A 23878-nucleotide genomic window follows, 5' to 3' on the forward strand; every position below is an offset into this window, starting at 1 on the left:
TATACTATGTCTTGTAGCCCTTGAGGCTGAGGAGTAGCCGTCTCTTTCATACGCAATGTTATTTGTCAGAAGATGAAGAATCCAATGTTTCGTATCCTATCTCCTGCCATAGGGTGGAGGGGAAACAGGAGGCAAGGTAATGCCGTAGGTACGCTATGGTCTCTTGTGCTATGGGGGATTCTTCGGGGGGATAGTGGTTGTAGATAACGCGCTCTACCGGGATCTCCCGATCTTGTAGAGCTTGCAAACTCAGTAGGGTGTGGTTGATGCTCCCCAGTCGCCCTGAGGTAACCAAGGCTACAGGATAGCCCCGCTGAGCAATAAAATCGAGGGTAAGGAGCTCGGGGGTCAGTGGAACCATAAGCCCTCCGGCACCCTCCATTAGGATGCGATCGTAGCCCTGGGAGAGTAGCTCTTGGGTGTCAGAATCAATCTTTTTGGGGTCTATCGGGCGTTGTTCTAGCTGAGCCGAAAGGTGAGGTGATGCAGGATACTTATAAAGATAGGAGCAGCGGTAGGGTTCTGCCCGTTGCTCGGGATCGAGATGGGGGGCTAGGGCGTCGTGTACGTCAAGGTCTTCGCTACGCCCCTTGCAGCCTGTTTGCACAGGTTTCTGACTGATGACGCGGAGTCCTTTCTCTCGCATCTCGCGAAGCAAAACGCCTGTAGCATAAGTTTTCCCTACCCCGGTATCTATACCGCTGACAAATAATACTTTATTACTATCCATGGGTATCAATGTCTTTAATATAGTGCAAATGTACAAAGGATTCTCGTTCCTATGTACACTTCTTTATCTTAATCAAAAAGTCTTTTCTCCCTTTTTACAAACTGAGAATAGTCCATTCCTTTTGGGTAAAAGCATTAGAAAGGATTCCCATTGGCGAACACTTAGCAAGGACTATTGACCAAAAAAGCTCCGGGAAGTCCCAGAGCCGTACAGATACATAATGATTAATCTAGAGGAGAGTGCGGCCGGAGGGACTCGAACCCTCACGCCTCGCAGCATTAGATCCTAAGTCTAACGTGGCTACCAATTACACCACGGCCGCAATCTTCACTGCAAAGGTAAGCATTTATTTTTATCTACAGCTATATCGCCCTCTTGTACTCATATAATTTGGGGAAGTATACAACAGGAGAAAGAGCTCTCTCTCCATTGCTTCCCTTGGAGTGGGCTAGAGAGCGTTGCATGTCTCTCAAAAGCGAGAGCAATCCCCTAGCTAAGAAACGAAGAAGGGGCTATGCCTCTACGACACAGCCCCCTATTGTTTTAATTTTTATCTGCAGGAGCGTTTCCTCTACACCTCTCTACGAAGTGCGTACGGACGCTCGCTACTCTTTACTTATTGCGCTTTACCACAAAAACGGAGGCGGCTTCAGCCGAATTACTTCCGTCGCTCAATGCTTCAGAGATCCAGGTGTCAGAGTCCTTTACCTTCTTCCATAGCATAGCGACGTCCTTTCCGCCTTTTTTCTCGGTCCCTACGACGTAAATATTATCGTCAATCACATACACGGAGAGAGCATCTGCCTCTTCTGCGCCACTACCACTCAACTTGGTACGTGTACCATTTCTCCAGAGCATAGCGACATTCTTCCCTCCCTGGTTTTCATGCCCTACGACGAAAACATCATTGCCCGAGACAAAGAGGGAACGAGCCTCTGCCCATTGGTCTCCATTTGTTATCTCTTCAGGGGTGCCATTCCTCCAGAGCATGGCAAACATCTTGGCATCTGAAGTCATCTTATACCCTACGGCGTAGACATCGCGTCCCTCTACATAGACAGCATTAGCATAGGAGTGTTTAGCACTGCTTTTCAATTTGATAACTTCATCATTTCTCCAGAGAGTTGCATGTGAGTTCCCTGTAGTCTCGTCTTTTTCATATCCCGAGATATAGAGGTCTTGGCCCGATACAAAAACAGATTTGGCATTACTCGGAGCGTCTGATAGGGTCTTGGGCTTCCCATTTTTCCAAAGAGTAGCGCACCACGTCCCTGTATCTTTTTGCTGCGCATACCCCACTACATAGACATCGCTACCCGACACAAAAACAGAGTGGGCGTAGGAGACTCTTCCTGAAGGCGTCAAGGGTACAGCCACACCATTTTTCCAAAGTGCCGCAGACATAGAAGAGCCTCCTTCGAGGATTTCCGATCCTGCGACATAGACATCATTACCCGACACAAAAACAGCCTTGAGCCCACCATCAGCACTCGGAGCGCTTGCCGGCTTGCCATTTACCCAAAGCACTGTCTTCCAAAAAGGATCGTGTGCTTCGGATCCTGCTACGTAAACATCATATACCGTCTCTTTAGGCGAGCTTTTACATCCTATCGCTACCATAGCCGTAAGTGCCATGGCTATACCTACTAAAATTGATTTTCTCATACTAATTATACAATTTGCGAGTTTTTCATCTGTTCCGAAAGTCTTATCAACTCTCTGTTCCTTATTTATTTTTTCTCACGCTTTACCACATAAACGGATTGGGCATAAGCATTAGTTGCACCTGCGTTCAAATTGGTAGGCTTCCCATTTTTCCAGAGTACGGCTCTCTTTCCTCTCGCATCTTTTTCCCATCCTGCTACGTAAACATCATTGTCGATTACGAAAACAGAGAGAGCACGAGCTTCGTCTACACCCTCTTTGCTTAACGTGGTGAGCACGCCATCTACCCATAGCACAGCTCTCATTTTACCTTCAAATTCTTTCATTCCGGCTACATAGACTTTATTATCCGCCACAAAGACTGAGAAGGCGTCACTCTCGTTACCCGTTAGGTAGGTGGGGTTCTCATTTTTCCAAAGTGTAGCAGTCCCTGGTCCAGCTCCCACCTTTCTCCATCCTACTACATAGATATTACCACCCGATACGAAAACGGAGTTGCCAGCGCCAATTGTTATTGCATCATCTACTAATGCAATCCGATCTTTATTCTTCCAAAGTATGGGTACATATTCCCGTGTTGCATCGTACTCATATCCGGCTGCGTAAACAACACCCTTCGATACGAAAACAGAATGGGCATAAGCATTTTTCTCTCCCTTTGTAAGCTCGATAATTTTTTTCTCATCATCATTTTTCCAAATCAAAGCACGACGGTTTGGCTCCGGATCGCTCCAGCCATACCCTGCTACATAGAGGTTGTCACCAGAGACAAAGAGGGAGCGAGCATAGTGGAAAGATGTGTTACTACTATTATCCAACATTGTAGCCTTAGTATTTTTCCAAACTGTGGCAGCCCATCCTTTCGTAGGAGATTCACGCATAATTCCCCCTGCCACGTAGACATTGTCTCCGGAGCCGGAGACGGTACCGGCCCAACTTTCTCTAGTTGATAGTTTTTTAAGTTGGTCATTTTCCCATAGTAGAGCTCTTTCTATACCTGTTGGGCTAATCGAATTCCCTGACACATAAACATCATACACATACTCCTTAGGGGTGGGCGTAGGTGTGGGAGTGGGCGTAGGTGTGGGGACACCACGCTTGCATCCTACTGCTATTACAGCCGCAAATAGTACGGCCAAACTTACTAAAATTGACTTCTTCATACTGATATCACAATTATGGGTTAATAAAAAATTTCTGGTATCCTTCTACTCAGGTTTTCACGCTCTTTCTTTGGGGGAGGAACGACCATGAGACCCCGAATAGAATAAGGTTGTTACATCGCTTTGTAACCTTCTTCGGGTGCAAATATAGTAATTTATCCGAAAAACACCCTAGTGTTAAGACGAAAAAATACAGATGGGAGGGGAGATGGTGAAATTGGGGTGGGCTTGAGGGGAAGAAATGTACGCTAGAGGGGCGAACTTAGTGCAGTTGCTCGAGAAAGCGGACGAGAGGCGTGGGGAGGGCGTAATCGCCCAATTCGCTCTGGTTTACCCATTGGTACTTGGTGCTCCCCACGGCGTCGGACTCGAGTTCGGCCGTGTAGATGGTGATGTGAAGTATTTGGTGGGAGAGCCGGTGCTCGAGGGTGAAAGTGGTGGGCGCAAGGCGTAACTCTCCTGAGTAGGAGAGTTCATGCTCTAGCCAGTGGGCTACCTCGTCGGGGGTTTGGGGGCTGTCACTCTCGAGTAAAGGGAATTGATACAGCCCTCGCCAGATGTCGTTTCGCCCTCGCTTCTCTAGTAAGACTTGCTGATGGCACGTGGTGTAGATGTAGCTGAAGTAGCGATCTCTAAGGGTTAGCTTTTTCCCTTTTATGGGCAGGAGACGAGCGAGAGGGAGCTCCGCTACACGGCACCACGATGAGGCAGGGCAGGCGGAGCATTGGGGGGATTGAGGGGTGCAGACCAGTGCGCCTAGCTCTATGAGGGCTTGCCCCAGTTTGCTAGGGGGGAGTTGGGTGGCGAGTAACTCCTCCACCGCTTGGGTGCAGAGTTGCTTCCCGCTTAGGGTATCTATGGGGAGTTCGCTTGCCAGAAGTCGGCTGACTACGCGCAGTACATTGCCATCCACGGCGGGATAGGGCATATCGAAGGCAAACGAGGCAATGGCTCCGGCTGTGTAGTCTCCCACCCCGGGTAGAGCACGTATCAAGGCAAAATCTTTGGGGAATATCCCCTGATGCTCCGTGGCTATAACTTGTGCTGCACGATGGAGGTTGTGCGCTCGGCTGTAGTAGCCAAGTCCCTGCCATAGGCTGAGCACCTGATCTTCGGAGGCTTGCGCCAGATCGGTAACGGAGGGGAATGCTTCCACAAAGCGAAGAAAGTAGTCATGTCCTTGGTTTACGCGCGTTTGTTGCAGTATGACCTCCGAGAGCCAAATGTGGTAGGGGTCGCGAGTGGTGCGCCACGGGAGCTCTCGGGCATTCTCTTCGAACCAATCGACGAGGGCTCGGGCTAGCTGTTGGGGATGGGTAAAGAGGGTTTCGCTCATTTCGCCGCAAAGGTACAATTCGTGGGGCGAGGGAGAGTGGTCTCTTACTTCTTTTGTGAAACCTTAAAATTTCGCTGCCTGATATTTTTTCCACCACAGGGCAAAAAGAAAATATTTCACGGGCAAGATTTTTTCTAAAATCACCCGGAAAGGGGAGGAGAAATCAGCCTATGCCGAATTTGCTTTTGCCTGATGGCGGTTTTGTTTGTGGGGAGGGAGGTACCTACCCGTAGGGTTTTTCTTAGAATTTGGCTGAGATTTATTTTAGTAGTACCTTTGGTGTAAGTGGATCCTCTTGGGAGGAGATACTCTTCCTATTTGAGGTTCTTTTAAAAACAAGGTATGGGTATGGCAAGAAGAAAGAAAGCATATATCGGAGCCGTGGTGGCAGTCGCCTTTGCCTCTTTATCGGCCTTTTTGCTGTCGGGTTGTGCCCTTTTTGGAGGGAAAAAGGGAGGAACGAAAACGGACTCCGATTCGGTTCGAGGTCAAAATCCCCTACAGCAAGACTCCATTCGCAGGGAGGAAGAAAGGATAGAGGATATGCCTAGAGTGATGTATGGCGTCCCCTATCAGAGGTATGAGGAGATGAGAAAAGTACCCTCTTCTCCCCAAGGGAAAGAAGAAAGAGACTCGCTAATGCAGGAGGACTCCGAAGCCTAGAGGCGTAAAGCATTGGGGGCCTCTCTTGCAAGTTTATAACACACCAAAAACAACACACCAGAAACAATGAAGAAATTTTTTCAACTCAAATTCACTCTCTTGCCGGCGATGCTTGTGCTATTGCTGGCAGGGTGCAATCTTATTGAGACTCCTCTTGTGGAGACTCCGATCCAGGCTCCGGGTCGCCCCGATGGCACACTGGAGATTGTAGTAACCGTGCTAGACTCCCAAAATAAACCCCTCGAAGGGATGGTGCTCGAACTAATAGAAATGCCCTTGGAGCGGGAGGTAAGTGCCTCGGCTGAGACCAATGTGCGAGGGGTGGCTAAGCTAAGCAAAGATGTCTATATTGCGAATGTGATGCAGCCTATCCACCTGCGCGTGCGGGATGCTAAAGCCTCTGGCAGGGATTATATGTACCGTCCTTGGTATGGAACCATCCAGCTGAGCAAAGGGGACTTTGTGCGTAAAAAGGCTCGTAAGGAGCTTGTGGTGCACCTGGAAAGAATGGGCGTCTCTCACGCTTCGGGCTCTCTAGAGCCTAATGTCTGATAGGCAGGATAGTCACGATGGATGTATTGATGAAGTGAACACCTATAGACGACCAACACAATGAAAAAACTAACCAAACGAGTAGCCGCCCTCCTCAGCATCGGATGTGCCGCCTTTCTGGGGCTATTCCACACCTCCTGTTACTTAATAGGGGGAGTGGAGTATGGTACTCCCTACATGGAGTACGATGTGAAAGTAAAAGTACAGAGCCCCGATGGAAACCCCATCGAGGGTATAGAGGTAGCTGTAGTTCGGAAATATCATACAGAAGAGGGAGACCGCATAGTAAAATTGGTGCCCCCTGTACAAACGAATTCCTCGGGTATTGCACAAATATCACAAGCGAGTAATCTTGGCGGATCGGGAAATAAGCTTTATGTGCAAGCTGTGGATGTGGACGGAGTTAAGAACGGCCGTTGGGCTACCAAGGTGGACTCGATACCCCTATTCCCATCAGATATACAAAGTAGGAAACCGAAGAAGCGTTGGTGCATGGGTGTCCTCAAAAAGGGAATCGCCGTGACCATGGATCCGGCTCAAGACGAAACCCCTTCGAAGTAAGCGTCCGTTTGCACTCATCCCTCCCCGGGATATTGGATAAGAAGAACCATCACAATGGATTTAATCTGGTAAAGTGAAACCCTATAAACAACCAACACAATGAAAAAACTAACCAAACGCGTAGCAAGCCTCCTCAGTATCGGGAGTGCAGCTTTCCTAGGACTATTTCACACCTCTTGCGACAGATTAGGAGGCGGGGGTAGAGAAGAGTATGGATGCCCCTATGTGGAGTACGAAGTCAAAGCCAAGGTGCAGACCCCCGAGGGCAAGCCTATCGAGGGCATAGAAGTTACTCTTCTTGAGAAATCAGATTACTCAGATAGAGATCTTGTACCATGGAGTAGAATCGAACGAACCAATGCCGCCGGCGTCGCTCAAATATTTGATAATGCATCGGGCTTTGCTAGAAATATGCTCTACGTGCGCGCTGTGGATGCAGACGGAGCTAAGAACGGCCGTTGGGAAACTAAGGTGGATTCGGTAGCGATAACCTCTGCTGATATCCACAAAGACAAGTCGAAGGGGCATTGGTATGAAGGAACTATTAAAAAAGAGGTAACCCTCACCATGGCTCCGGTCCCTAAAGAAAATACTCCGAAATGAGCGGGAGCAAAATCTCTTTTCGCCAGCGCATTTCGCTAGAGGCGCATCGTTCTTACCGCCGCAAGTGCGTGGCAGAGCACAAACTCAATACGCTCTTTTGGGAGTGTACGCTCAAATGCAACTTGGCGTGCAAGCACTGTGGTAGCGATTGTCACGTAGATAGTGATGCAAAAGAGCTCTCCGGAGAGGAATTCCTCCGCGTGGTCGATAGCATAACGCCTCATGTAGATCCGCATAAGGTACTCGTCATCTTTACGGGAGGCGAGGCCTTGGTGCGTCAGGACCTTGATGCCATTGGGCTTGAGCTCTACCGCCGAGGTTACCCTTGGGGTCTTGTAACCAATGGGATGCTTCTCAACGAAGAGCGTCTCGAGAGTCTATTGCGCAGCGGCTTGCATTCCCTCACAATTAGTCTAGATGGCTTCGAAGAAGCGCACAATTACCTCCGTGGGCATCATTTGAGTTTTGCCCGAGCCTCTCACGCCGTTGAGCTTATGGCAAAGACGGAGCAGGTGCGCTGGGATGTGGTTACCTGCGTCAATCCGATGAACTTTGGCTACCTCGCCGAATTCCGAGACTACTTGATTGGCTTAGGGCTTAAAGAGTGGCGGCTTTTTACCATTTTCCCCGTGGGGAGAGCAGCTGAGGACCCCAATTTGCAGCTTAGCGATGTGGATTTTTACCGCCTTATGGAGTTTATTCGCGACACCAATAGAGAGGGGCGCATTGCAGCTTCCTATGGTTGCGAGGGCTTTTTAGGCGGTTTTGAGGGCGAGGTACGTCCCCATCCCTATACTTGCTACGCAGGTGTGGAGGTGGCTTCTATCCTCTGCGATGGTACGATCAGTGCCTGCCCGAGTATCCGCTTCGACTATAAGCAGGGCAATGTACGTGAAGATGACTTCTGGACCGTATGGCAGAATCGCTTCCTCCCCTATCGCGATCGGAGCTGGGCTCGCCAAGGGCAGTGTGCCGAGTGCCTCCAGTGGCGTTACTGTGAGGGGAACGGAATGCACCTGCACGACGATGAGGGAAAGCTCCTCTTCTGCCATCATCAGCGACTTTTGCGCGCCGAAGCATCACTAAAAAAGAAATAATACACAATACTGTATAGACTATCCCTTCTCCCCATCCATAGTTATGAATAGAAAAACCATTAACGAGTATATCCTATCCAACCGCTTTTACGAAGCTATTTCTCTACTCAAACAAGTCATCGAAGAGCATGCTCTGTATAGCTTGGGAGATAGCTTGAGCCGAGAAGAGAGCATCTATGGAATGATGTTGGGTTACCTCGATAAAGGCATTGTAGACCCCGATAGAGCGCATATTATAGAGGAACTAAAAGTGAAATTGCTGAAGCTAAGCGATAGAGTCTATCGGGCTGTACGAAGCAAAGACTCGGGTTCGCTCTACTTCCGCCGTTGGGCAGTGGTGGAGGCTCGTAAGGGATTGTCGGTAGAGAATTTGCTCGAAGATCTATCACGCCCTGCCTTCAAAGAGGCGGAGCGCGATAGCTTCGATACGCTTGTCGATCTTCTGTTTGAGACGCTGTGGGTATCCGAGTCGCTCACGGAGGTGGAGCAAGACCGCCTCTCTGCTTCGAGTGAATATGTGCGCTTGGTCACCTCTTCTGCTATTACGCTGGGCTTGATGTCGTATTGGGATGAGAGTAAGATGGCGTTCCTCCTGCGTGAGGCTGCTTCCTCCTCTACGAGCGAAGCCTATATGGTGCGGCTTGCCATGGGCGTTTTTGTCAGCCTCTACCTCTATCGCGATAGGTTGCCTCTCTTTATGTCGTGGCTAGAGCCGCTCCTAAAAGATGCCCTCCAAAATCCGTTGTTTGTAACGGCTTTTATCCATCTCTGGACGCGCTACACGCATGCTACAGAGACGGAGCAGCTCTCCCAAAAAATAGGAGAGCTCATGCCCAATATGCTGCAAGAGATGAAGGCCAAATGGAGCTCCATAGAAGAGGATACGGATGAGAATCTAACCGAGGATAAGCTGGATCAGCTCTTCGACAAAGTGTCGGGCTCGGAGGAGATGAGCACCTTCTTCCAAGAGTTTGGGACGCTGGAGCAGGAGGGCGAAGACCTCTTATTTAGTAGCTTCAAAGAGAATAAAAGCGATTACTTTTTCAACTCCATTTCTTCGTGGTTCCTGCCTTTTGACGAGGAGCATAGCCGCATTGCGGGAGTTTTGACCAGGAACGAAAATCTCCGAAAGCTCTATCCCCTACTCAAAGGGAAACTCTGTGATTCGGATCTATACTCCCTCTTTATCACCTTCGATAGGATGGGGATGGGAATAAAAGTGATGGGGATAGAGATGCCGGAGGAGCTCAACGGAGCGATGTTGAATGAGCTATCGGCTGAGTCTTTGATGCCTAAGTGTGCGAAAGTCTACGTCGAAGATTTCTACAGATTCACCAAGCTATTCCCCCTGCATGAGCAGTTTGTGGATATATTCCGGCAGGATATCATGGTGGCAAGGCTTCCTATCCTAAAGGAAGCTCTCCCCATCGAGTCTATGGTGCGTGGGGCGGCTCTATTTTTCTACTCGCGTAGGAATTATGCCAAGGTGAGGATGCAAATTGGCTCGATCCCTCAGCTCTTTGATACCGATGCCAACACCCTGAATATTTGGGGTAATAGCTGCTTCTTTATGGGAGATTACCGAGAAGCCATTAGGCACTACCGCCATGCCGACCTCGTGGAGGATGCATCCCCCAAAGAGTTGTCACGCCTTGCCGTTTGCTATCAGCGCGTAAACATGCCCGAGAAGGCAATAGAGACACTTGAGGAGCTTCTCAAGAAAAATCCCGAAAATCTAACCCCATTGCTAAAGATTGCAGGGGTCTATATGGAGATGAAAGCCTACGATGAGGCTCTTTCTTATCTCTATAAATACGAGTTCTCGGCACCCGATGGCGAGAGGCAGGTAGCTCGTTTGGTGGCTTGGTGCCTCCTCTCCAAAGGAGATTACGAGCGTGCAAAAGGTTACTATCGTACCCTTCTCTCCCTCCCCGGTGCAAAGGCTAGCGACTACCTCAATAGTGCCTATGTGCATATTGCCCAGGGCGAGGAGCGAGAGGCTTTGGCGGCCATGCGTATGGCGCTGGAGCATTACGACGAGCCTAGTGAGCTATTCCGCGAGATGCAAGAGGATAGCAGGAACTTAGATAGGAGCGCGATAAGTTTTGATCGTCTTCGCTTTTTGGCGGATGGAGCCATCGCCCTCCGGAACCAAGATTTTATACAGAATCTAAAACCCAATTATACTATTCCAAAGAGAATGAACATCAAGGATTTTAATTTCAAAGGACTGAGAGCCTTTGTGCGAGTGGACTTCAATGTGCCCCTCGACGACAACCTACAAATTACGGATGACACGCGCATGCGTGCTGCTTTGCCCACGCTCAACAAAATTATTGCAGACGGAGGTCGCCTGATCATTGCTTCGCATCTAGGTCGCCCCAAAGGGGTGAGCGACAAACTTTCGCTCCGCCATCTGGTGCCCCATCTTGCCGAATTGCTAGGTCGCCCTGTGACCTTTGTGCCCGATAGCGTGGGAGCCGAGGTAGAGAAGGCTATTGCCGAGATGCAGGACGGGGATGTGCTTCTCTTAGAAAATCTTCGCTTCTACGAAGAAGAGGAGGGTAAGCCTAGAGGTCTTGCCGAAGATGCCACAGCCGAAGAAAAGAAAGAGGCTAAGAAAGCCCTCAAACCGCGTCAAGCCGAGTTTGCCAAGAGACTTGCCGCCCTTGCCGATTGCTACGTGAATGACGCCTTTGGTACCGCTCATCGTGCGCACGCTTCTACGGCTCTTATCGCCGATAGCTTCCCTGCTGATCGCAAAATGTTTGGCTTCTTGATGGAGCAAGAAGTAAATGCCGTACAGCGAGTTTTGGGCGACATCCATCGTCCGTTTGTGGCTATCATGGGAGGTTCTAAGGTCTCTTCTAAGATTGATATTATCGACAACCTGCTCGACAAAGTGGATACCCTTATTATAACGGGTGGTATGTGCTTTACCTTTGCCAAGGCCTATGGCGGCAAGGTGGGTAGCTCTTTGTGCGAAGACGATAAGATGGACGTGGCTCGTGCCATCGTAGAGAAAGCAAAGGCAAAAGGGGTGCATCTCGTTTTGCCCGTAGATGCAAAGGTGGCCGATGCCTTTAGCAATGATGCTAATACCCAGGTGGCTCCCGTTGACAATATCCCCGATGGTTGGATGGGGCTTGACGTAGGTCCCAAGACAATGGCTCTCTACGACGAAGCAATCCGTGGGGCTAAAACGATTCTGTGGAATGGCCCTGCCGGTGTCTTCGAGATGAGCAACTTCCGCGATGGCTCTAAGGCATTGGCGCAGTCCATTGTGGCAGCAACAGAGGCCGGAGCTTACTCTCTGGTAGGGGGCGGCGACAGTGTGGCCTGTGTGCATCTCTTCGAGGTAGCCGATAAGGTTTCGTACGTTTCTACCGGTGGAGGTGCCTTGCTCGAAGCTATCGAGGGCAAAGATCTCCCCGGCATTGTAGCTATCAATAAATAATTATTCCCCCCCTTATGGGAATTGTTTTAATCCCCTTCCGATGGGCGGATGATGGCGACAAACTCGCCTTCATTTACCAATTGATGGAGGAGGCTTTCCCTGCCGCCGAGCGGCGATCTAGGCGAGACTTCGAGGCCCTGTTGGCTTCGGAGCCTCGCTTTCTGCTGCATCTGATTTATCGTGATGAGGCTCTTGTGGGTTTCCTCTCTACGTGGCATTTGGAGGGCTTTTACTACGGAGAGCATTTTGCGATACTCCCCACCGAGCGCAATCGGGGCATAGGGCGAGAGGTATTGCACTTGCTAAAGAGTGGGGCAGCATCGAGTATCCCCCTTGTTTTTGAGATCGAACCTCCTCTCGATGAGTGGAGTAGAAGACGCCTTGCCTTCTACGAATCAATGGGTATGCAGGTGCTTTCTCGCACCTATATACAGCCCTCTTATGGCGAGGATCGCCCGGCTATCCCCCTCTACTTGATGGGGAATGAATGGGCAGCAAAGGGGCAAGATAGCGAACACTACGCGCAAGAACTTTATCGGCACGTCTACTGCAAAACCCCGGGAGGGGAGAAAATCTACTAGCTATAGCCTTTTGTTGTTGATGAAACGACTCTCTCTCTTTATCCCCCTAGTCCTCTTTTGGAGTTTTATGGCTCAGGCTGAGACCGATTCGCTTCGCACGGAGGATTCTACTCTTCGCCGGCAGCCTTGGGAGTGGGGCGTATCCACTTTACCCTTTATGGGGGTGGCCGCGGCAGTTGCTCCGTCGCTGGATGGGGCTATTCGGGGGATTCGTATGCAATCTCTCCCCCCCTTTCGCTCCCACTACGACGATTATTTGCAGTACTCGCCCTTGGCTTTGCAACTATCGGCAGCGTTGTTTGGGCTTAAAGGAAGCCACTCTTCGCCCTACGAACTCCTCACGACTGATGCCCTGTCGGTAGCGAGTACGTTGATTTTGGTGAACACAACAAAATGGCTTACCCATCGTCTTCGCCCCGATGGTTCGAGTGCTAATTCTTTCCCTTCGGGGCATACGGCTACCGCATTTATGGGGGCGGAATTGCTGGATATAGAGTATGGAGCGCGTTATCCGTGGCTATCGGCATTGGGCTACTCGGCTGCTTACGCTACGGGGGTGGGGCGTATCCTCAACAATCGCCACTGGGCGAGTGATGTATGGGCAGGGGCTGGCGTGGGGATTCTGTCTGCACAGATCGGTTCTATCCTAAGTGACCTCCTTTGGGGGAAGAAGGGAACCTTTCTCTACGAAATCCCCTCAAGCAAAGATCTCCCCCACACATTATCTATCCACTACGGCACCTCGCAGCTTACGCAACATTACTATAAAGCCTCCATTCGCCAAGCTATTCGCAACGAAGTTGCACTTCTCTTTCCTGTTTCTTCTGAGGAAGAAGTCCTCCTTGATTGCGGCGTAGTGGGAGGGAACTTGCTACAAATCTCGGGTTATGATGTCCCCAACAATACGGATTGGTACTTCGGTTTTAAGGGAGATATTTGCTACTATCCTGCCCCTCGTATTGCCTTGGGGGCGGCTCCTTTTTACTATGTCTATCCTGCAGCTCCCTCTGCTCCCGGGTCTGTACTACTCGGAGAGTTGGGCTTGCGTGCCCTCTTAGATTACGACATTCGACCCCATAGGAGCTTCCGTTTTTTTGTAGGGGCATCGCACTCTACCGCCTATTATCCCAAAGAGGAGGGGGCGTCAAGTTCCGAAGACAACGTCGTAGCCACTCCGCTTCGTCTCTCTTTTGAGCTGGGGATTGCTCTCTTGTTGCACCTTTAGCCCTCTCATTCTACCTTTCGCCTTTGGGGGCTCTCTCCCAAAACATCCCCTCTACTTCTCGAGGGGCTGGTCTGCTTCCCCCTTAAAAAAGAGGAGGGTAGATCTCCTGACCTATCCTCCTCTACTCTGCTAGTATAGAGATGATTTAATGAGGATTTACCTCCAAGAATTGCTATGCATAACTAGAAGTGGTGTGCCAGCATGGAAGAGCATGCGACGCGCCATCCCGGGATTGAAGAAGCGAGCAAAGAGACTGCGTCGGTACGTATTAACCACGATAAGACCAATATGCTTGCTGATGACAAATTTCTCCAGCGCAAGGGAGAAGTCGCCGGGATCCAGCGTTGTAAACTCGATGTTGCTATCGGGGTAGTGTTGCTTGTGGTACTCCATCATGGCGCGCAACTCAATCTCACTCCAGTCTTCCGTAATTCTAGAGACGTTGAAGAGCATGTAATTGGGCTTATTAGGCTTTGTGAGCTGCATCATGCGGTCGAAGAGTACGAGGTCGCGTTGGTCAAACCCTGTAGCTACCCCTACATTTTCTACATCCGCAAGGTCTACCACCTTGGCATCTTCTGGTACGACGAGTACAGGTACCTTGGCGCGGTCAATAACCTCAGCGGCAACGGATCCGATGAGATCTTCGTTGCGTCGGCTCTTCCCTCTCGTACCCATGATGATGGCGATGGGAGGACGGTTGCGCGCTGTTGATAGCACTACGTCCTCGGGGATACCATCAATGAGCTGGGTTTCGAAGGGTGCCTTCGGGATTTCCCCCTTCTCCATTTTCTCTTTGAGTTCCTTCTCTAGAGCGTTCATTTTGCGCTCGGCACGCTCATGTTCCCGACGAATGTTAAGCTCTTTATTGGCTTGGTAAACGGAGATGTCGGGGGATAGCATGGGGGCAACAGAGTAGAATTGCGAGAAGTAGACATGGAGCAACTTCACGTGCAGACCTCTGCGCTGAGCAAAGTGGAACCCAATCTGTAGCACATTGGGCATGAAATCGCTAAAGTCTACAGGTATGAGTACGTAGGGTGTGGCTTCTGTCGACTTCCCCTCTTTGTTGTAACCATCCACCTGATTAAGCTCGGCATATAGTTCGGGACGATTCCAATTATTGTTCTCGATCACGTCTAGTGCATGGGGTAAGTCGCTCTCTTTGATGCGCACACGCACCCCAGCCGAGACTACGGGAAGTATCTGATTAACATTTTGCAGGGTAGCCTCTATTCCCTCGCTTTGTAGCAGTGTTTGTAGTATCTGTGCCTTTTCGAAGGTATGGATAGCTACGGTAACGAGTTTTTCTTGTTGTTCTGGATTGTTTTTGCTCATGGATTCCTTAGTTTAATGCCACTTTCTATTCTATTACGCACGTAAGAGCAGAGAACGTGTCCGGAGTGTGGTAGCACACAACCCCTCCACCCCTGCTTTTGAGATCCTTCCCGAGGGAGAACCTCTCAAGGTAACCGGCCGAAATTCCTCAAAACCCCAGCCCTATGCTAAAGAGGCACGGAGCGGTAAACTCACCCTCTCGCGGGAGCGATGCTTGTTTTGCCCCTCCCATGCCTTCTGTATGCTTCGCTCTACTAGAGTTAAGCTTCTTCTTTCTCTGGCTCGGAGACTTCTTCCATCTCTCCAATCAGTGCAAGAGCCTTCTCTAGTATCGTTGTATCGTCAATCTCTACAATACCTCCGTCGGGACCCGGTTCGATGTGAATACCCGCACTTCTTCCATTTTCGTAATTGGCACCACCGAAATAGTTGCGTACTGTTTCTACTTTAAGCCCCAACTCATCAGCGATGCGTTGCGTGGCTCCATCGGGAAGGCTATCTTTGATCCTTCTCAGTTCGTTGAAAGTGATCGTTTTAGTCATGGGTCAATCCGTTTAGTTGTTAGTACTCGTTGTCTTTACTTACGCCACTAAGTTACAACTTTATTTTCTACTTTGCAACCTTTTCTGCAACTTCTTTTGCATAATGCTTTTTACTGTGGAGATTAGATTTCTCGCTTCCCCATGCAGGAGGATTTTGTACATCCAAAAAGATGAACAAAGGAAATCATAATAGAGGAGCCACCGAAACGACACTGCGTTGCGATGGCTCCTCGATGTTCTATAGTTCCTGTTTACGCGTTCTTTTGTCCTATGAGTTTGGACTTCTTCCTTATTGCTTCATCACCTTCTCGCCATTGACGATGTAGATACCTGCCGGTAGGCGGTCGAAGTCGTCGCCCAGATGCATGCCCTCTAGGGTATAGATGCCCTTGTACGCAGTCTCTGCTTTGTTATTGGCTACCGGTGTATCAATGGCGATGGACTTTTTCTTTGTGAAGTAACCCGTTGTGGGGTTTGCCATCATTATATCAATTCTCTCATCGTCGTAGGTAACGGTGCCGTCTGTTCCTCCCTTTATGTTCTTGCAGTTTTTGAACATGTTGATAGACATTTCGGTCGTCCAGGTCTCATCGCAGTAGATGGTGGTGAGGGATTCGCAGTCATGGAACATATCGCTCACGTCCTCCACAGCTTCGGTGTTGAAGCTCGAGACGTCGAGTGTAGTCAAGCCTTTGCAGTTATAGAACATAAAGCCCATTTTGGTTACCTTCTGGGTGTCGAAGCCCGATACATCAAGTTCGGTCAAGATTTCGCAGTTATCGAACATATAGTCCATAAAGGTCACATCTTGAGTTTTGAATGCCGATACGTCGAGTTGCTTCAAGGCTTTGCAGCCGGAGAACATACCTCCCATGTTGGTTACTTTGTCGGTATTGAGGTTCTCTATATTGTTGATGGTGGTAAGCTCCTCGAAGCCGTCAAACCACATTCTCGTGGTGGTAGGGTGGCAGTCCGCCATCGAATTGTCAAAAGTCACGGTGGTAATTATCTTTCTGTTATACACCAAACACCATTCGGGGTAGCCGGTGTTGGAGTCGGGGAAATCGTAAACGGTACCCTCGGTGTGTGTGGCCTTGTTGGCGTCGTAATAGAAAGTCATGGATTTGTCTGCGACGTTCATCACTGCGTAGCCTTCTGTGCTTTGTGCCTGTACCATGGCGGGCAACGCGATGCTTGCAAATAGAGCGGCGATGCCCATGAGTGCATTGTGGAGTAATTGTCTCTTCATAACTTTTTAATGATTATATGTTGAATATCTGTTTGTTAATTGGAGGTTGTGATGCCGTGGTGGGCAACTCCATAATGCTAAAAGACTCTGCCCGAATCTCTTTGACGCAGAGATGCTGGCAGAGCCTTCCGTATATGGTTTTTGTTGGAGAGGTGCGTTCCGTAAATGGCACAGGAACGCCTGAAATGTCCCCTCCCTCGAACGAATGAGAACGACACATGGCGAGCATGTAAAACGCACTAGCGCCGGAGTCTCGCAGAGCTGTGCGGAGACTTGCTGTATAGTGCTTTACTAATGTCTTCATCGTCGTTCGAACTTTAGGATTTATCGTCGCCTTGACTATTTGTTGCAAACTTAAGCATTTGTGTTGAGAAGTACAAGAGTTTACGCAAGAAATGCGACAAATCGAAACGACTTTGCCTATTTTTGAGTCAAGGGGATGCGGTTCGATGTCCGAATTAGATGGTAGGGTATTTGCGTCCATCAGCCGGGGCTGGACGGATGTCCCATGCATGGCTGTCTATGAGAAGGAGTAACTCGGCTTGGCGAACAAACCGATGATACTCGTTCTCAAAGCTTCTTTTTAGCGGATAATGCGCTGTGTGATGCGCCCCGTCTCGGTCTCTAGTACTACGATGTAGGGGGCTGGAGCTATCCCCTCTAGCGATAGGGTGGCGGAGGGGTGAAGCCACGTTTGTACCAATTCCCCGTCAAGAGTATAAAGGCTAAAGCGTATTACACGGCTGGGAGCTGTGAGATGGAGTAGGCCATCTTCGCCCACTTGGGAGGGATACACCCCGGGCTGCTCCTCGTTTGCCACCCTTTCTGTGGGGAGCACTTCGCCATTTTCGTACACTACCTCTATCGTGTAGATGTCGTTTTCACCTCCTTCTTGATCGGTATAGCTGAGGGCATCACCAACGCGTGCTACCTCTTGTCCGTTCCGTTTAACAATGTACTCTTTAATTATAGGGAAGGGTACGGGTCGTTTCCCTCCGGCATAGATATGGGTATCGTCTTCCGGAGTTATCTTCTCAGGATTGTCGCTCACATGGAGGCGAATGGCTAGATATCCGTCTGTTGCGCACCTGCCAAAGAAATGGTTCCCGAGGTCGCGAGAGAAAAGAGCGTCTACATATTGCTGAATACTGTCGCCGGTCCCTTTTACCGAATAGATAGAAGCAATATCTGTCTTTTCGTTGCGAGTTGAGAAGCCAACCCAAAGGGAGCGTTGCGCATCCACCTTAAAGGGCTTCTTGAGATAGACGGTATGCCAAGTTTTTTCTTGCCATCCCTCGGGTACATCGAATAGTTGGGTTACGGTGGTTGAGGCGTTGCACAAATTGCCGTAGCGCAAGAAGGTTTTGTAGTTGCCCATGGCGCTGCGTGTGGGCATGTAGCTAATGGCGTGGATATAGACCTCTTTGTTGTGCGAAGTGAAGTATTCGCTCGGGAATTTGCTCGCAATAGTTTGATATTGAGGGTCTATAGCCTCAGGGGCAATTTTGCTGATGTGGGGCAGATCTAGCTTGCTATACTGAGGATCTTGGGGGTAGCCAAAGAGTGAAATCTCCTGCATATTGTAGGGGCGATGCCACGAGAGGGTAACTCCTTGAGAAGTCTTCTTTTTCTCGGGAGATAGGGTGCGGGTGGCATCGCCTATGTAGATGCCCTCTTCGACGCAATCGGCAAAAGCCTCTCTCTCGTCGCTAGGCTCTATTACCTCTCCATGGTAGGTGTAGTGGGCTTGTACGCCGTAGACGACTGAGCCGTGAGCCCCTTCGAGGGCCGTTGGGTAGGGTTCGGTGAATTCGGTTGCACTTATCCCTTTGGCAATTTCTGCCCCGTTGCGGTACAGATTGTAGTCGAGGCTCCAGCCCGAGGGGATATGCTCGCGAGAGGGGGCAGTCCAAGTAACTTTGAGGAGGTTGCCCTCTTTGCGAATGTTGAGATCGTGGATGGGCGTAAGAGGGCGTAGGTAACCCGCTTCGTCGCGCCAACGTCCTTTGAGTGTTTCGGCACTGCCACTCCCTTTGGGGTCGAGGTAGGTTGCCATTTGGGTGGTAGGGTCTCCCTCTTTTTTATACTTATCCCAATGATAGGCGAGTTTGCCATAGAGGTTTTCACTTTCTAGAGCGCATCCGGGCGTCCCTCCCGAGAGGGTCCCCACCACGAGGTGGTTTTCGTTCCAAAGAGAAGAGCCGGAAGAACCTCCCTCTGTAGCGCCTTGCCAAAAGCTAAAGCGAATGTGTGCGTCGTCATCTCCCTTGATGTTTTCGATGATGGATCCGCTGTACCACGTGCCATCCATTACGGGCGATTGCGCGTGGTCGTACACCGAGATTTTCTTGGCATCTCCTCTAGGGTGATGTAAGCTTACCCCTTTGGTGGGCAGTACTTTGCGCCTATCCCAACCATTGTAGTACACTCGGTAGCTCCGAGGGATGGCTTGGTTGAGTTCGAGTAGAAGTCCATCGGATTGTCCGGCAATGGGGAGGAAAGAAAGCAGTTTGCACCCTACCATGCTCTTGCCACGGAACAGGGAGAGCCTGCCATTGCTGCATCCCGGTTTTTCGTAGTGGAAGGTAAAAATCCACTGGTCACGCTCCTCCGGAGTGTTATGTAGTTGGTTGGAGGCACTCTCGCAGTGGGCTGCCGAGAGAATAAGGGGGCGAAAGTCTTCGTTGGTATTATTGAGAAGGTTGCCGGTACAGAAGCTGGCGCCCTCTTTGCTGATTATGTACATTTGTACTACTCCTGCCTTTTCGGCTTGCCACTCGGCACCCTCTTTACAATTGACATTGATCTGGCAAAATTCGTCCGAAGCCTCGTCGCGATGGAGAGCTCCGGGGTCGGGTAGTCCCATTGTAGCGAAGAGATGGATTACACTAGAGAGTAGGAGGCTGGGGAGTTCTCCTGATACAGGAGGGGTATACTCTAAGATAACGCTACTACCCGAGAGGGGCTCGGTGGCGAATCTTCCGTGTGTTGGGTGTGTTTCGTGGGTGTAAGCCCCAAGTAGTTGGCTCCGATCGGGGGTGTAAATGAATAGTTCTCCCCCTTGAGGGATGAAGAAATCGTCGTAGGTTAGGAGTACCCCTCTAGCACCCTTTAGCTCAATTTGCAAGCGATAGACGATGCGTCCATCATTGAGTAGTGTGCGTACGGCATTGCGAGCAAAGTCGATATGGGAGGAAAGTCTGCGCCCAATGGAGAGGGGTTTCCCTGTTAGATTAGTATGCGTGCGGAGGTGTAGCGCGCGTTCGTCATCGGGGTTGAAGTTTGGGCGGATGGTGATAACCTTGGCAGGGGCACTCGCACGAAGTGTTTCTACACTATCTTGGAAAGAGGCAGGAGTGCCGCCGAACGAGATTTGCGCCGAGCCTGTAAGCGTAGCGATTGCCACTAAAAAGCTGCCGATAAGGAGCCTAGAGGTCACAGGTTTTTTCCTTTTCATAAAAGACTTCTTCGATAGGATCTACGTCGCACAAAGGTAGTGAAACATTACTATTGCCCAATAACCTATAGTGCAGATGCAAGTAGCAACTGCAATGGATGGTAACCAATTTGCTGTACGAGAATGTTATAAACTTGAGGAGAGCCTTCCCGTGAAACGGAAGCCCCCCTGCCCTACATTTTTTTGGGAATAGGGTAGAATAAAAAAGTTTCATGGGCAGGAGCAAAAAATATTTAGGCCTACAGCTCAAAAAAATCCTGGGCAGAAAGGAGAGAGGGCACAAGCTAGCCCCTTTCAGCCCCTACTAAACCGCAGTAGAAACGTTTGGGGCATTGATTTCTCTCTCTTTTCTCTCGGTTGCCTCATCAGATAGCAACCGAGAAACGGGGTAAAAGGCCTTTTGCTACTATTGCAGTAGCCGTATAAAAAGAAGAGAGGGGAGACCCTTTGTTTCGGAGCCTCCCCTCTCTCAAGAGAATCTTATGTCAAAAGACTTACTGATTCTTATCGGATAATGCGTTGCGTTTTGCGTCCACAAGAGCCGTCAAGTACCACGATGTAGTTGCCGGAAGGCACGTCTTCCATAGAAACGGTGCTCGCTGGCTGATGAACCGACTTCACGAGCTGACCATCCATTGTATAGATCGTGAGGCTTGAGAGTGCTTCGCTACCATTTACATGCAAGAGTCCATCTGTACCAATTGTTGTGGGGTATACACTGGGATTTGCCGAGTCTGTAGGAATATCTTTGCAACCTGTGTATATACCGTCTTCGTATTTTACTTCTACGGTGTACGTGTCATTTTCGTTACCCCCTTGGTCTACATATTCGCGCACAGCTTCTACAGTGGCGATCTCTGTGCCATTACGCTTGATGGTGAAACCCTTTACTTTTGGGAAAGCAACTATGTTCTTCCCTGTTACATAGATGCGTTGATCGTCTACGCTGGTAATGGGTTTCTTTACATTGCTTACGAGGAGGCTGATAGCAGCGTAGCCGCTATATTTATTAACAATCCGCAAGTAGGATACAGCATCGTTATAGGAGAAAATATCCTGACCATTCTCCAAAACAACGTTTCCGTCGATGTATTCGCGTACAGCATCGCTCGTGTACTTAACAAAGCTGATGGATGGATATGAGGTGGTATTCTTATTAGGAACAGTTACACCGGCATATAAGACCTTCTCTAGGTCAATGGCGATAGGTTTTTGGAATAGTACCGTGACCCATTGCCCTGGAGTCCAATCTGCAGGTACATCAAAGGGTTGATTCACATAGTACTGTGAGTTTACCATTTTGCTAGAGTGTACATAAGCCTTGTACACTCCCGAGACTTTTTGGGTCGGTATTACACGAATCCCATGCACATAGAGAGCAGAACCATTTGCATCAAAAGAGCCGGTAGGGAATTTGCTTGCAAGTGTAATCTCCGAAGGAATAAAACCATTGGGATGGCTGTTTGTGTAAACTGCGCCTACATAGCGGAGAGTAATATCTTCATATTCCGATGTCTCTTTGGGAGCACCAAAGAGGGTAACCTCTTGGAGGTTATGGGGTTGATTCCAGGAGATGCGCACTCCATTAGTCTCTTTCTTTACAGAAACAACAGGTACCGTCTTGCTCTTCTCTCCAATGTAGATACCTTGCTCAACCCAATCGGTAACAGCGTATCGCTCAGGCCTATCCGGATTTTCTGTGGGGATGCCTGTCCCGTACTCGTAGCGAGCTTGTACGCCATAGGTGATGGAGCCATGGTTGTCTTTTTCTGCTTCAGTAATGGGTTCTGTAAACTCAGTAGCTTCCGTGCGCTTGTCCAGATCTTTGCCATTGCGGCTGATGTTGTACTTCACTTTCCACCCATCGGCGAGGTGCGTACGGGGGATGGGATCCCAGGTAACCTTAATGTTATCTCCCTCGCGGCTAATCTTGACCCCTGTAACAATGGGAAGAGGACGAAGTGTACCTGCCTCATCTTTCCATCTACCACGTAGCTTTGTTGCTTGCCCATTAGTCTTGGGGTCGAGGAAGGAGGCCATTTGTGTGGTGGCGTCTCCATCCTTTTTGTACTTATCCCAGTGGTATTGTAGTCTTCCGTAGAAGTTTGTGCCGCTTTGGCAACGTCCACCACCACCGGTGAGCGTACCTACCACAAGTTTATCTTCGTTCCAAAGAGAAGAGCCGGAAGAACCTCCCTCTGTCTCCCCCTTGGTGAAGTGGAAGAAGAAGTGAGCATCCGGTCCGCCTACAGCCTCTTGGGTGCGCCAAGTACTGGTCATAACATTGCCATTATAGACGGAGAGTTTTTTAGCATCTCCGGCAGGGTGGTGGATGCTTACACCTCTGTTGGGGATGGCGTCTGAGCGATCCCACCCGTTATAGTAGACGCGATAAGAGTCCGGGATCATCTGATCCAGTTTGAGGAGGAGCCCATCCGACTGCCCTTTTATGGGAAGGAAAGCCATAAGATCGCAACCGACCATGGTTTTAGCACGCCCCAAAGCAAAGGAGCCACTGCTACAGCCCAACTTTTCGTAGTGGAAGGTGAAAATCCATTGGTTGAGGTCGTCCTCTGATGCCTTCCTATCAGTAGTTACACTCTCACAGTGCGCTGCCGAGATAATGTAGGGGGTAAAATCTTCGTTGGTATTGTTGAGGAGGTCGCCCGAGCATAGCCCCATGTATCTACCATGGAGCATTAGCATCTGTACAACTCCCGCCTTTTGTTCTTGCCACTCGGCACCCTCTTGGCAGTTGATGTTTACAGAACAATCGTCGCTTCCTTGGTCTTCTCCGGGGTCTACAGTAGCTGCAGCCTTGGAGAATATGTGCCCTACGGAAGAGATCAGAAGAGTGGGCATCTCTTTACTATTGAGAGCCGGTCTATACTCAAGTACAGCCGTAGTACCGGGGAGGGGTTCCGTAGCGAAAGCCCCATGAGTGGGGTGTGTTTCGTAGGTGTACTTACCGAGTACCTTTTTACGATCGGGGGTGTAGATATAGAGTTCCCCTGCATTCTGGGGAATAAAGAAATCGTCGTAATAGAGAACGTTTGCCTTAGCTCCTTTTACATCAACAGTGAGACGATACACAAGGGTACCATCATCGAGAGTTACACGCTTGGCGTCGCGAGCAAAATTGATGTCTGTGGCAATAGTGCGCCCAATAATCAACGGTTTTACGTGTACTTGCTGAGCATCCCACACTTGCAGACTCTGCATGTCATCCGGATTGAAGTCGGGTCGTACTTCTATTACCTTGTTAGCTCCCGTAGAACGTAGGGAGTTAGTTGGCTGACGGAAGCTTGCAGGCTCTCCTCCAAACGATATTTGCGCCGCGGCAAACAGCGTAGAAGAGGCTATTAGCGTAGTGCTCAGCAGAGCTTTCGTTAATAGGTGTTTGTTACATCTCATTGTTAGTATGATTGTCTGAGTCTTCTAGATTAGTTTTTCTACCTCACGCAAAGATACGATTTTCTTTCAGTTTAATATGCGATTTGCTGTGATTGCTTGTTCTTTTATGAGACTCTGACAGTTTGTAGTGTTCTCAGCTGTCTTTTGTTCCATTCTTGGGCAGGACGAGAATATTTCTAGACCGATTTTCGACTAAAAAATACCCTGTCCTCTATAAAAAAGAGGGCAGGGTTTTCTCTGAGATT

The 23878-nt window shown here is 49.6% G+C and carries 18 protein-coding genes, 1 tRNA gene and 1 pseudogene; 9 read left to right on the top strand and 11 right to left on the bottom strand.

Translation table 11 applies throughout. The features are described from left to right. Positions 1-58 precede the first annotated feature (58 nt). The 5 genes from bioD to mutY form a co-directional block, all read right to left on the bottom strand. Complete coding sequence (gene bioD, locus POREN0001_RS01855; protein WP_004332509.1) at positions 59-730, bottom strand: dethiobiotin synthase; 672 nt, start codon at positions 728-730, stop codon at positions 59-61. Between the two features lie 240 nt (positions 731-970). Further along, positions 971-1052: transfer RNA gene (locus POREN0001_RS01865), tRNA-Leu, on the bottom strand. A 290-nt stretch (positions 1053-1342) separates the two neighbouring features. Then, positions 1343-2395: a hypothetical protein gene (locus tag POREN0001_RS01870; protein ID WP_147286678.1), complete on the bottom strand. Its 1053-nt coding sequence runs from the start codon at positions 2393-2395 to the stop codon at positions 1343-1345. 65 nt (positions 2396-2460) lie between these two features. Beyond that, on the bottom strand, positions 2461-3558 hold the full coding sequence (locus POREN0001_RS01875) for a Kelch repeat-containing protein (RefSeq protein WP_004332421.1): 1098 nt from the start codon (positions 3556-3558) through the stop codon (positions 2461-2463). Positions 3559-3820: 262 nt separating this feature from the next. Beyond that, a complete protein-coding gene (mutY, locus tag POREN0001_RS01880; protein ID WP_004332449.1) occupies positions 3821-4894 on the bottom strand; it encodes an A/G-specific adenine glycosylase in 1074 nt (357 codons plus the stop codon). Between the two features lie 348 nt (positions 4895-5242). Here mutY and POREN0001_RS01885 point away from each other — a divergent pair, with 348 nt between their 5' ends. The 9 genes and pseudogenes from POREN0001_RS01885 (at position 5243) to POREN0001_RS08960 (ending at position 13633) form a co-directional block, all read left to right on the top strand. Further along, positions 5243-5557, top strand: a complete 315-nt coding sequence (locus POREN0001_RS01885; protein ID WP_147286679.1) for a hypothetical protein — start codon at positions 5243-5245, stop codon at positions 5555-5557. A 66-nt stretch (positions 5558-5623) separates the two neighbouring features. Then, positions 5624-6109: a hypothetical protein gene (locus POREN0001_RS01890; protein WP_004332401.1), complete on the top strand. Its 486-nt coding sequence runs from the start codon at positions 5624-5626 to the stop codon at positions 6107-6109. Positions 6110-6169: 60 nt separating this feature from the next. After that, positions 6170-6670 (top strand): radical SAM-associated putative lipoprotein, encoded by a 501-nt coding sequence (locus POREN0001_RS01895; RefSeq protein WP_004332596.1) that lies wholly within the window; start codon positions 6170-6172, stop codon positions 6668-6670. Positions 6671-6769: 99 nt separating this feature from the next. Continuing rightward, a complete protein-coding gene (locus POREN0001_RS08955) occupies positions 6770-7273 on the top strand; it encodes a radical SAM-associated putative lipoprotein (protein WP_004332453.1) in 504 nt (167 codons plus the stop codon). After that, on the top strand, positions 7270-8370 hold the full coding sequence (locus POREN0001_RS01905) for a TIGR04133 family radical SAM/SPASM protein (RefSeq protein WP_004332597.1): 1101 nt from the start codon (positions 7270-7272) through the stop codon (positions 8368-8370). The genes POREN0001_RS08955 and POREN0001_RS01905 overlap by 4 nt, the downstream gene beginning before the upstream one ends. Before the next feature lie 1570 nt (positions 8371-9940). Then, positions 9941-10228 (top strand): annotated as a pseudogene (locus POREN0001_RS09635) (tetratricopeptide repeat protein); the annotation flags it as partial. Positions 10229-10570: 342 nt separating this feature from the next. After that, complete coding sequence (locus POREN0001_RS09510; RefSeq protein ID WP_040580166.1) at positions 10571-11827, top strand: phosphoglycerate kinase; 1257 nt, start codon at positions 10571-10573, stop codon at positions 11825-11827. A 14-nt stretch (positions 11828-11841) separates the two neighbouring features. After that, positions 11842-12408: a GNAT family N-acetyltransferase gene (locus POREN0001_RS01915; protein WP_004332472.1), complete on the top strand. Its 567-nt coding sequence runs from the start codon at positions 11842-11844 to the stop codon at positions 12406-12408. 19 nt (positions 12409-12427) lie between these two features. Continuing rightward, a complete protein-coding gene (locus POREN0001_RS08960) occupies positions 12428-13633 on the top strand; it encodes a phosphatase PAP2 family protein (RefSeq protein WP_004332431.1) in 1206 nt (401 codons plus the stop codon). 156 nt (positions 13634-13789) lie between these two features. Here the strand turns inward: POREN0001_RS08960 and POREN0001_RS01925 are convergent, their stop codons facing one another. From POREN0001_RS01925 to POREN0001_RS01945, 6 genes are all read right to left on the bottom strand, one after another. Next, positions 13790-14971, bottom strand: coding sequence for a universal stress protein (locus POREN0001_RS01925; protein ID WP_004332564.1), 1182 nt, complete (start codon positions 14969-14971; stop codon positions 13790-13792). A 260-nt stretch (positions 14972-15231) separates the two neighbouring features. Beyond that, a complete protein-coding gene (locus tag POREN0001_RS01930) occupies positions 15232-15513 on the bottom strand; it encodes a hypothetical protein (protein ID WP_004332469.1) in 282 nt (93 codons plus the stop codon). A 289-nt stretch (positions 15514-15802) separates the two neighbouring features. Next, positions 15803-16762 (bottom strand): BspA family leucine-rich repeat surface protein, encoded by a 960-nt coding sequence (locus POREN0001_RS01935; protein WP_004332429.1) that lies wholly within the window; start codon positions 16760-16762, stop codon positions 15803-15805. 13 nt (positions 16763-16775) lie between these two features. Further along, on the bottom strand, positions 16776-17066 hold the full coding sequence (locus tag POREN0001_RS09335) for a hypothetical protein (protein ID WP_004332498.1): 291 nt from the start codon (positions 17064-17066) through the stop codon (positions 16776-16778). Positions 17067-17345: 279 nt separating this feature from the next. Further along, the gene (locus POREN0001_RS01940; RefSeq protein WP_004332575.1) at positions 17346-20219 is read right to left on the bottom strand and encodes a T9SS type A sorting domain-containing protein; all 2874 of its coding nucleotides are present in this window, start codon (positions 20217-20219) and stop codon (positions 17346-17348) included. Between the two features lie 504 nt (positions 20220-20723). Further along, positions 20724-23633, bottom strand: a complete 2910-nt coding sequence (locus tag POREN0001_RS01945; RefSeq protein WP_040580102.1) for a T9SS type A sorting domain-containing protein — start codon at positions 23631-23633, stop codon at positions 20724-20726. Positions 23634-23878 lie beyond the last annotated feature (245 nt).

This window comes from Porphyromonas endodontalis ATCC 35406, assembly GCF_000174815.1.
Lineage (GTDB): Bacteria > Bacteroidota > Bacteroidia > Bacteroidales > Porphyromonadaceae > Porphyromonas > Porphyromonas endodontalis.

Coding starts and splice junctions, on each gene's coding strand:
- bioD (WP_004332509.1), bottom strand. CDS start 730: ATGGATAGTAATAAAGTATTATTTGTCAGCGGTATAGATACCGGGGTA.
- POREN0001_RS01895 (WP_004332596.1), top strand. CDS start 6,170: ATGAAAAAACTAACCAAACGAGTAGCCGCCCTCCTCAGCATCGGATGT.
- POREN0001_RS01905 (WP_004332597.1), top strand. CDS start 7,270: ATGAGCGGGAGCAAAATCTCTTTTCGCCAGCGCATTTCGCTAGAGGCG.
- POREN0001_RS01925 (WP_004332564.1), bottom strand. CDS start 14,971: ATGAGCAAAAACAATCCAGAACAACAAGAAAAACTCGTTACCGTAGCT.
- POREN0001_RS09335 (WP_004332498.1), bottom strand. CDS start 17,066: ATGAAGACATTAGTAAAGCACTATACAGCAAGTCTCCGCACAGCTCTG.
- POREN0001_RS01945 (WP_040580102.1), bottom strand. CDS start 23,633: ATGAGATGTAACAAACACCTATTAACGAAAGCTCTGCTGAGCACTACG.
- POREN0001_RS01875 (WP_004332421.1), bottom strand. CDS start 3,558: ATGAAGAAGTCAATTTTAGTAAGTTTGGCCGTACTATTTGCGGCTGTA.
- POREN0001_RS01935 (WP_004332429.1), bottom strand. CDS start 16,762: ATGAAGAGACAATTACTCCACAATGCACTCATGGGCATCGCCGCTCTA.
- POREN0001_RS08955 (WP_004332453.1), top strand. CDS start 6,770: ATGAAAAAACTAACCAAACGCGTAGCAAGCCTCCTCAGTATCGGGAGT.
- POREN0001_RS01930 (WP_004332469.1), bottom strand. CDS start 15,513: ATGACTAAAACGATCACTTTCAACGAACTGAGAAGGATCAAAGATAGC.
- POREN0001_RS01940 (WP_004332575.1), bottom strand. CDS start 20,219: ATGAAAAGGAAAAAACCTGTGACCTCTAGGCTCCTTATCGGCAGCTTT.
- POREN0001_RS01915 (WP_004332472.1), top strand. CDS start 11,842: ATGGGAATTGTTTTAATCCCCTTCCGATGGGCGGATGATGGCGACAAA.
- POREN0001_RS01890 (WP_004332401.1), top strand. CDS start 5,624: ATGAAGAAATTTTTTCAACTCAAATTCACTCTCTTGCCGGCGATGCTT.
- mutY (WP_004332449.1), bottom strand. CDS start 4,894: ATGAGCGAAACCCTCTTTACCCATCCCCAACAGCTAGCCCGAGCCCTC.
- POREN0001_RS08960 (WP_004332431.1), top strand. CDS start 12,428: ATGAAACGACTCTCTCTCTTTATCCCCCTAGTCCTCTTTTGGAGTTTT.
- POREN0001_RS09510 (WP_040580166.1), top strand. CDS start 10,571: ATGAACATCAAGGATTTTAATTTCAAAGGACTGAGAGCCTTTGTGCGA.
- POREN0001_RS01870 (WP_147286678.1), bottom strand. CDS start 2,395: ATGAGAAAATCAATTTTAGTAGGTATAGCCATGGCACTTACGGCTATG.
- POREN0001_RS01885 (WP_147286679.1), top strand. CDS start 5,243: ATGGCAAGAAGAAAGAAAGCATATATCGGAGCCGTGGTGGCAGTCGCC.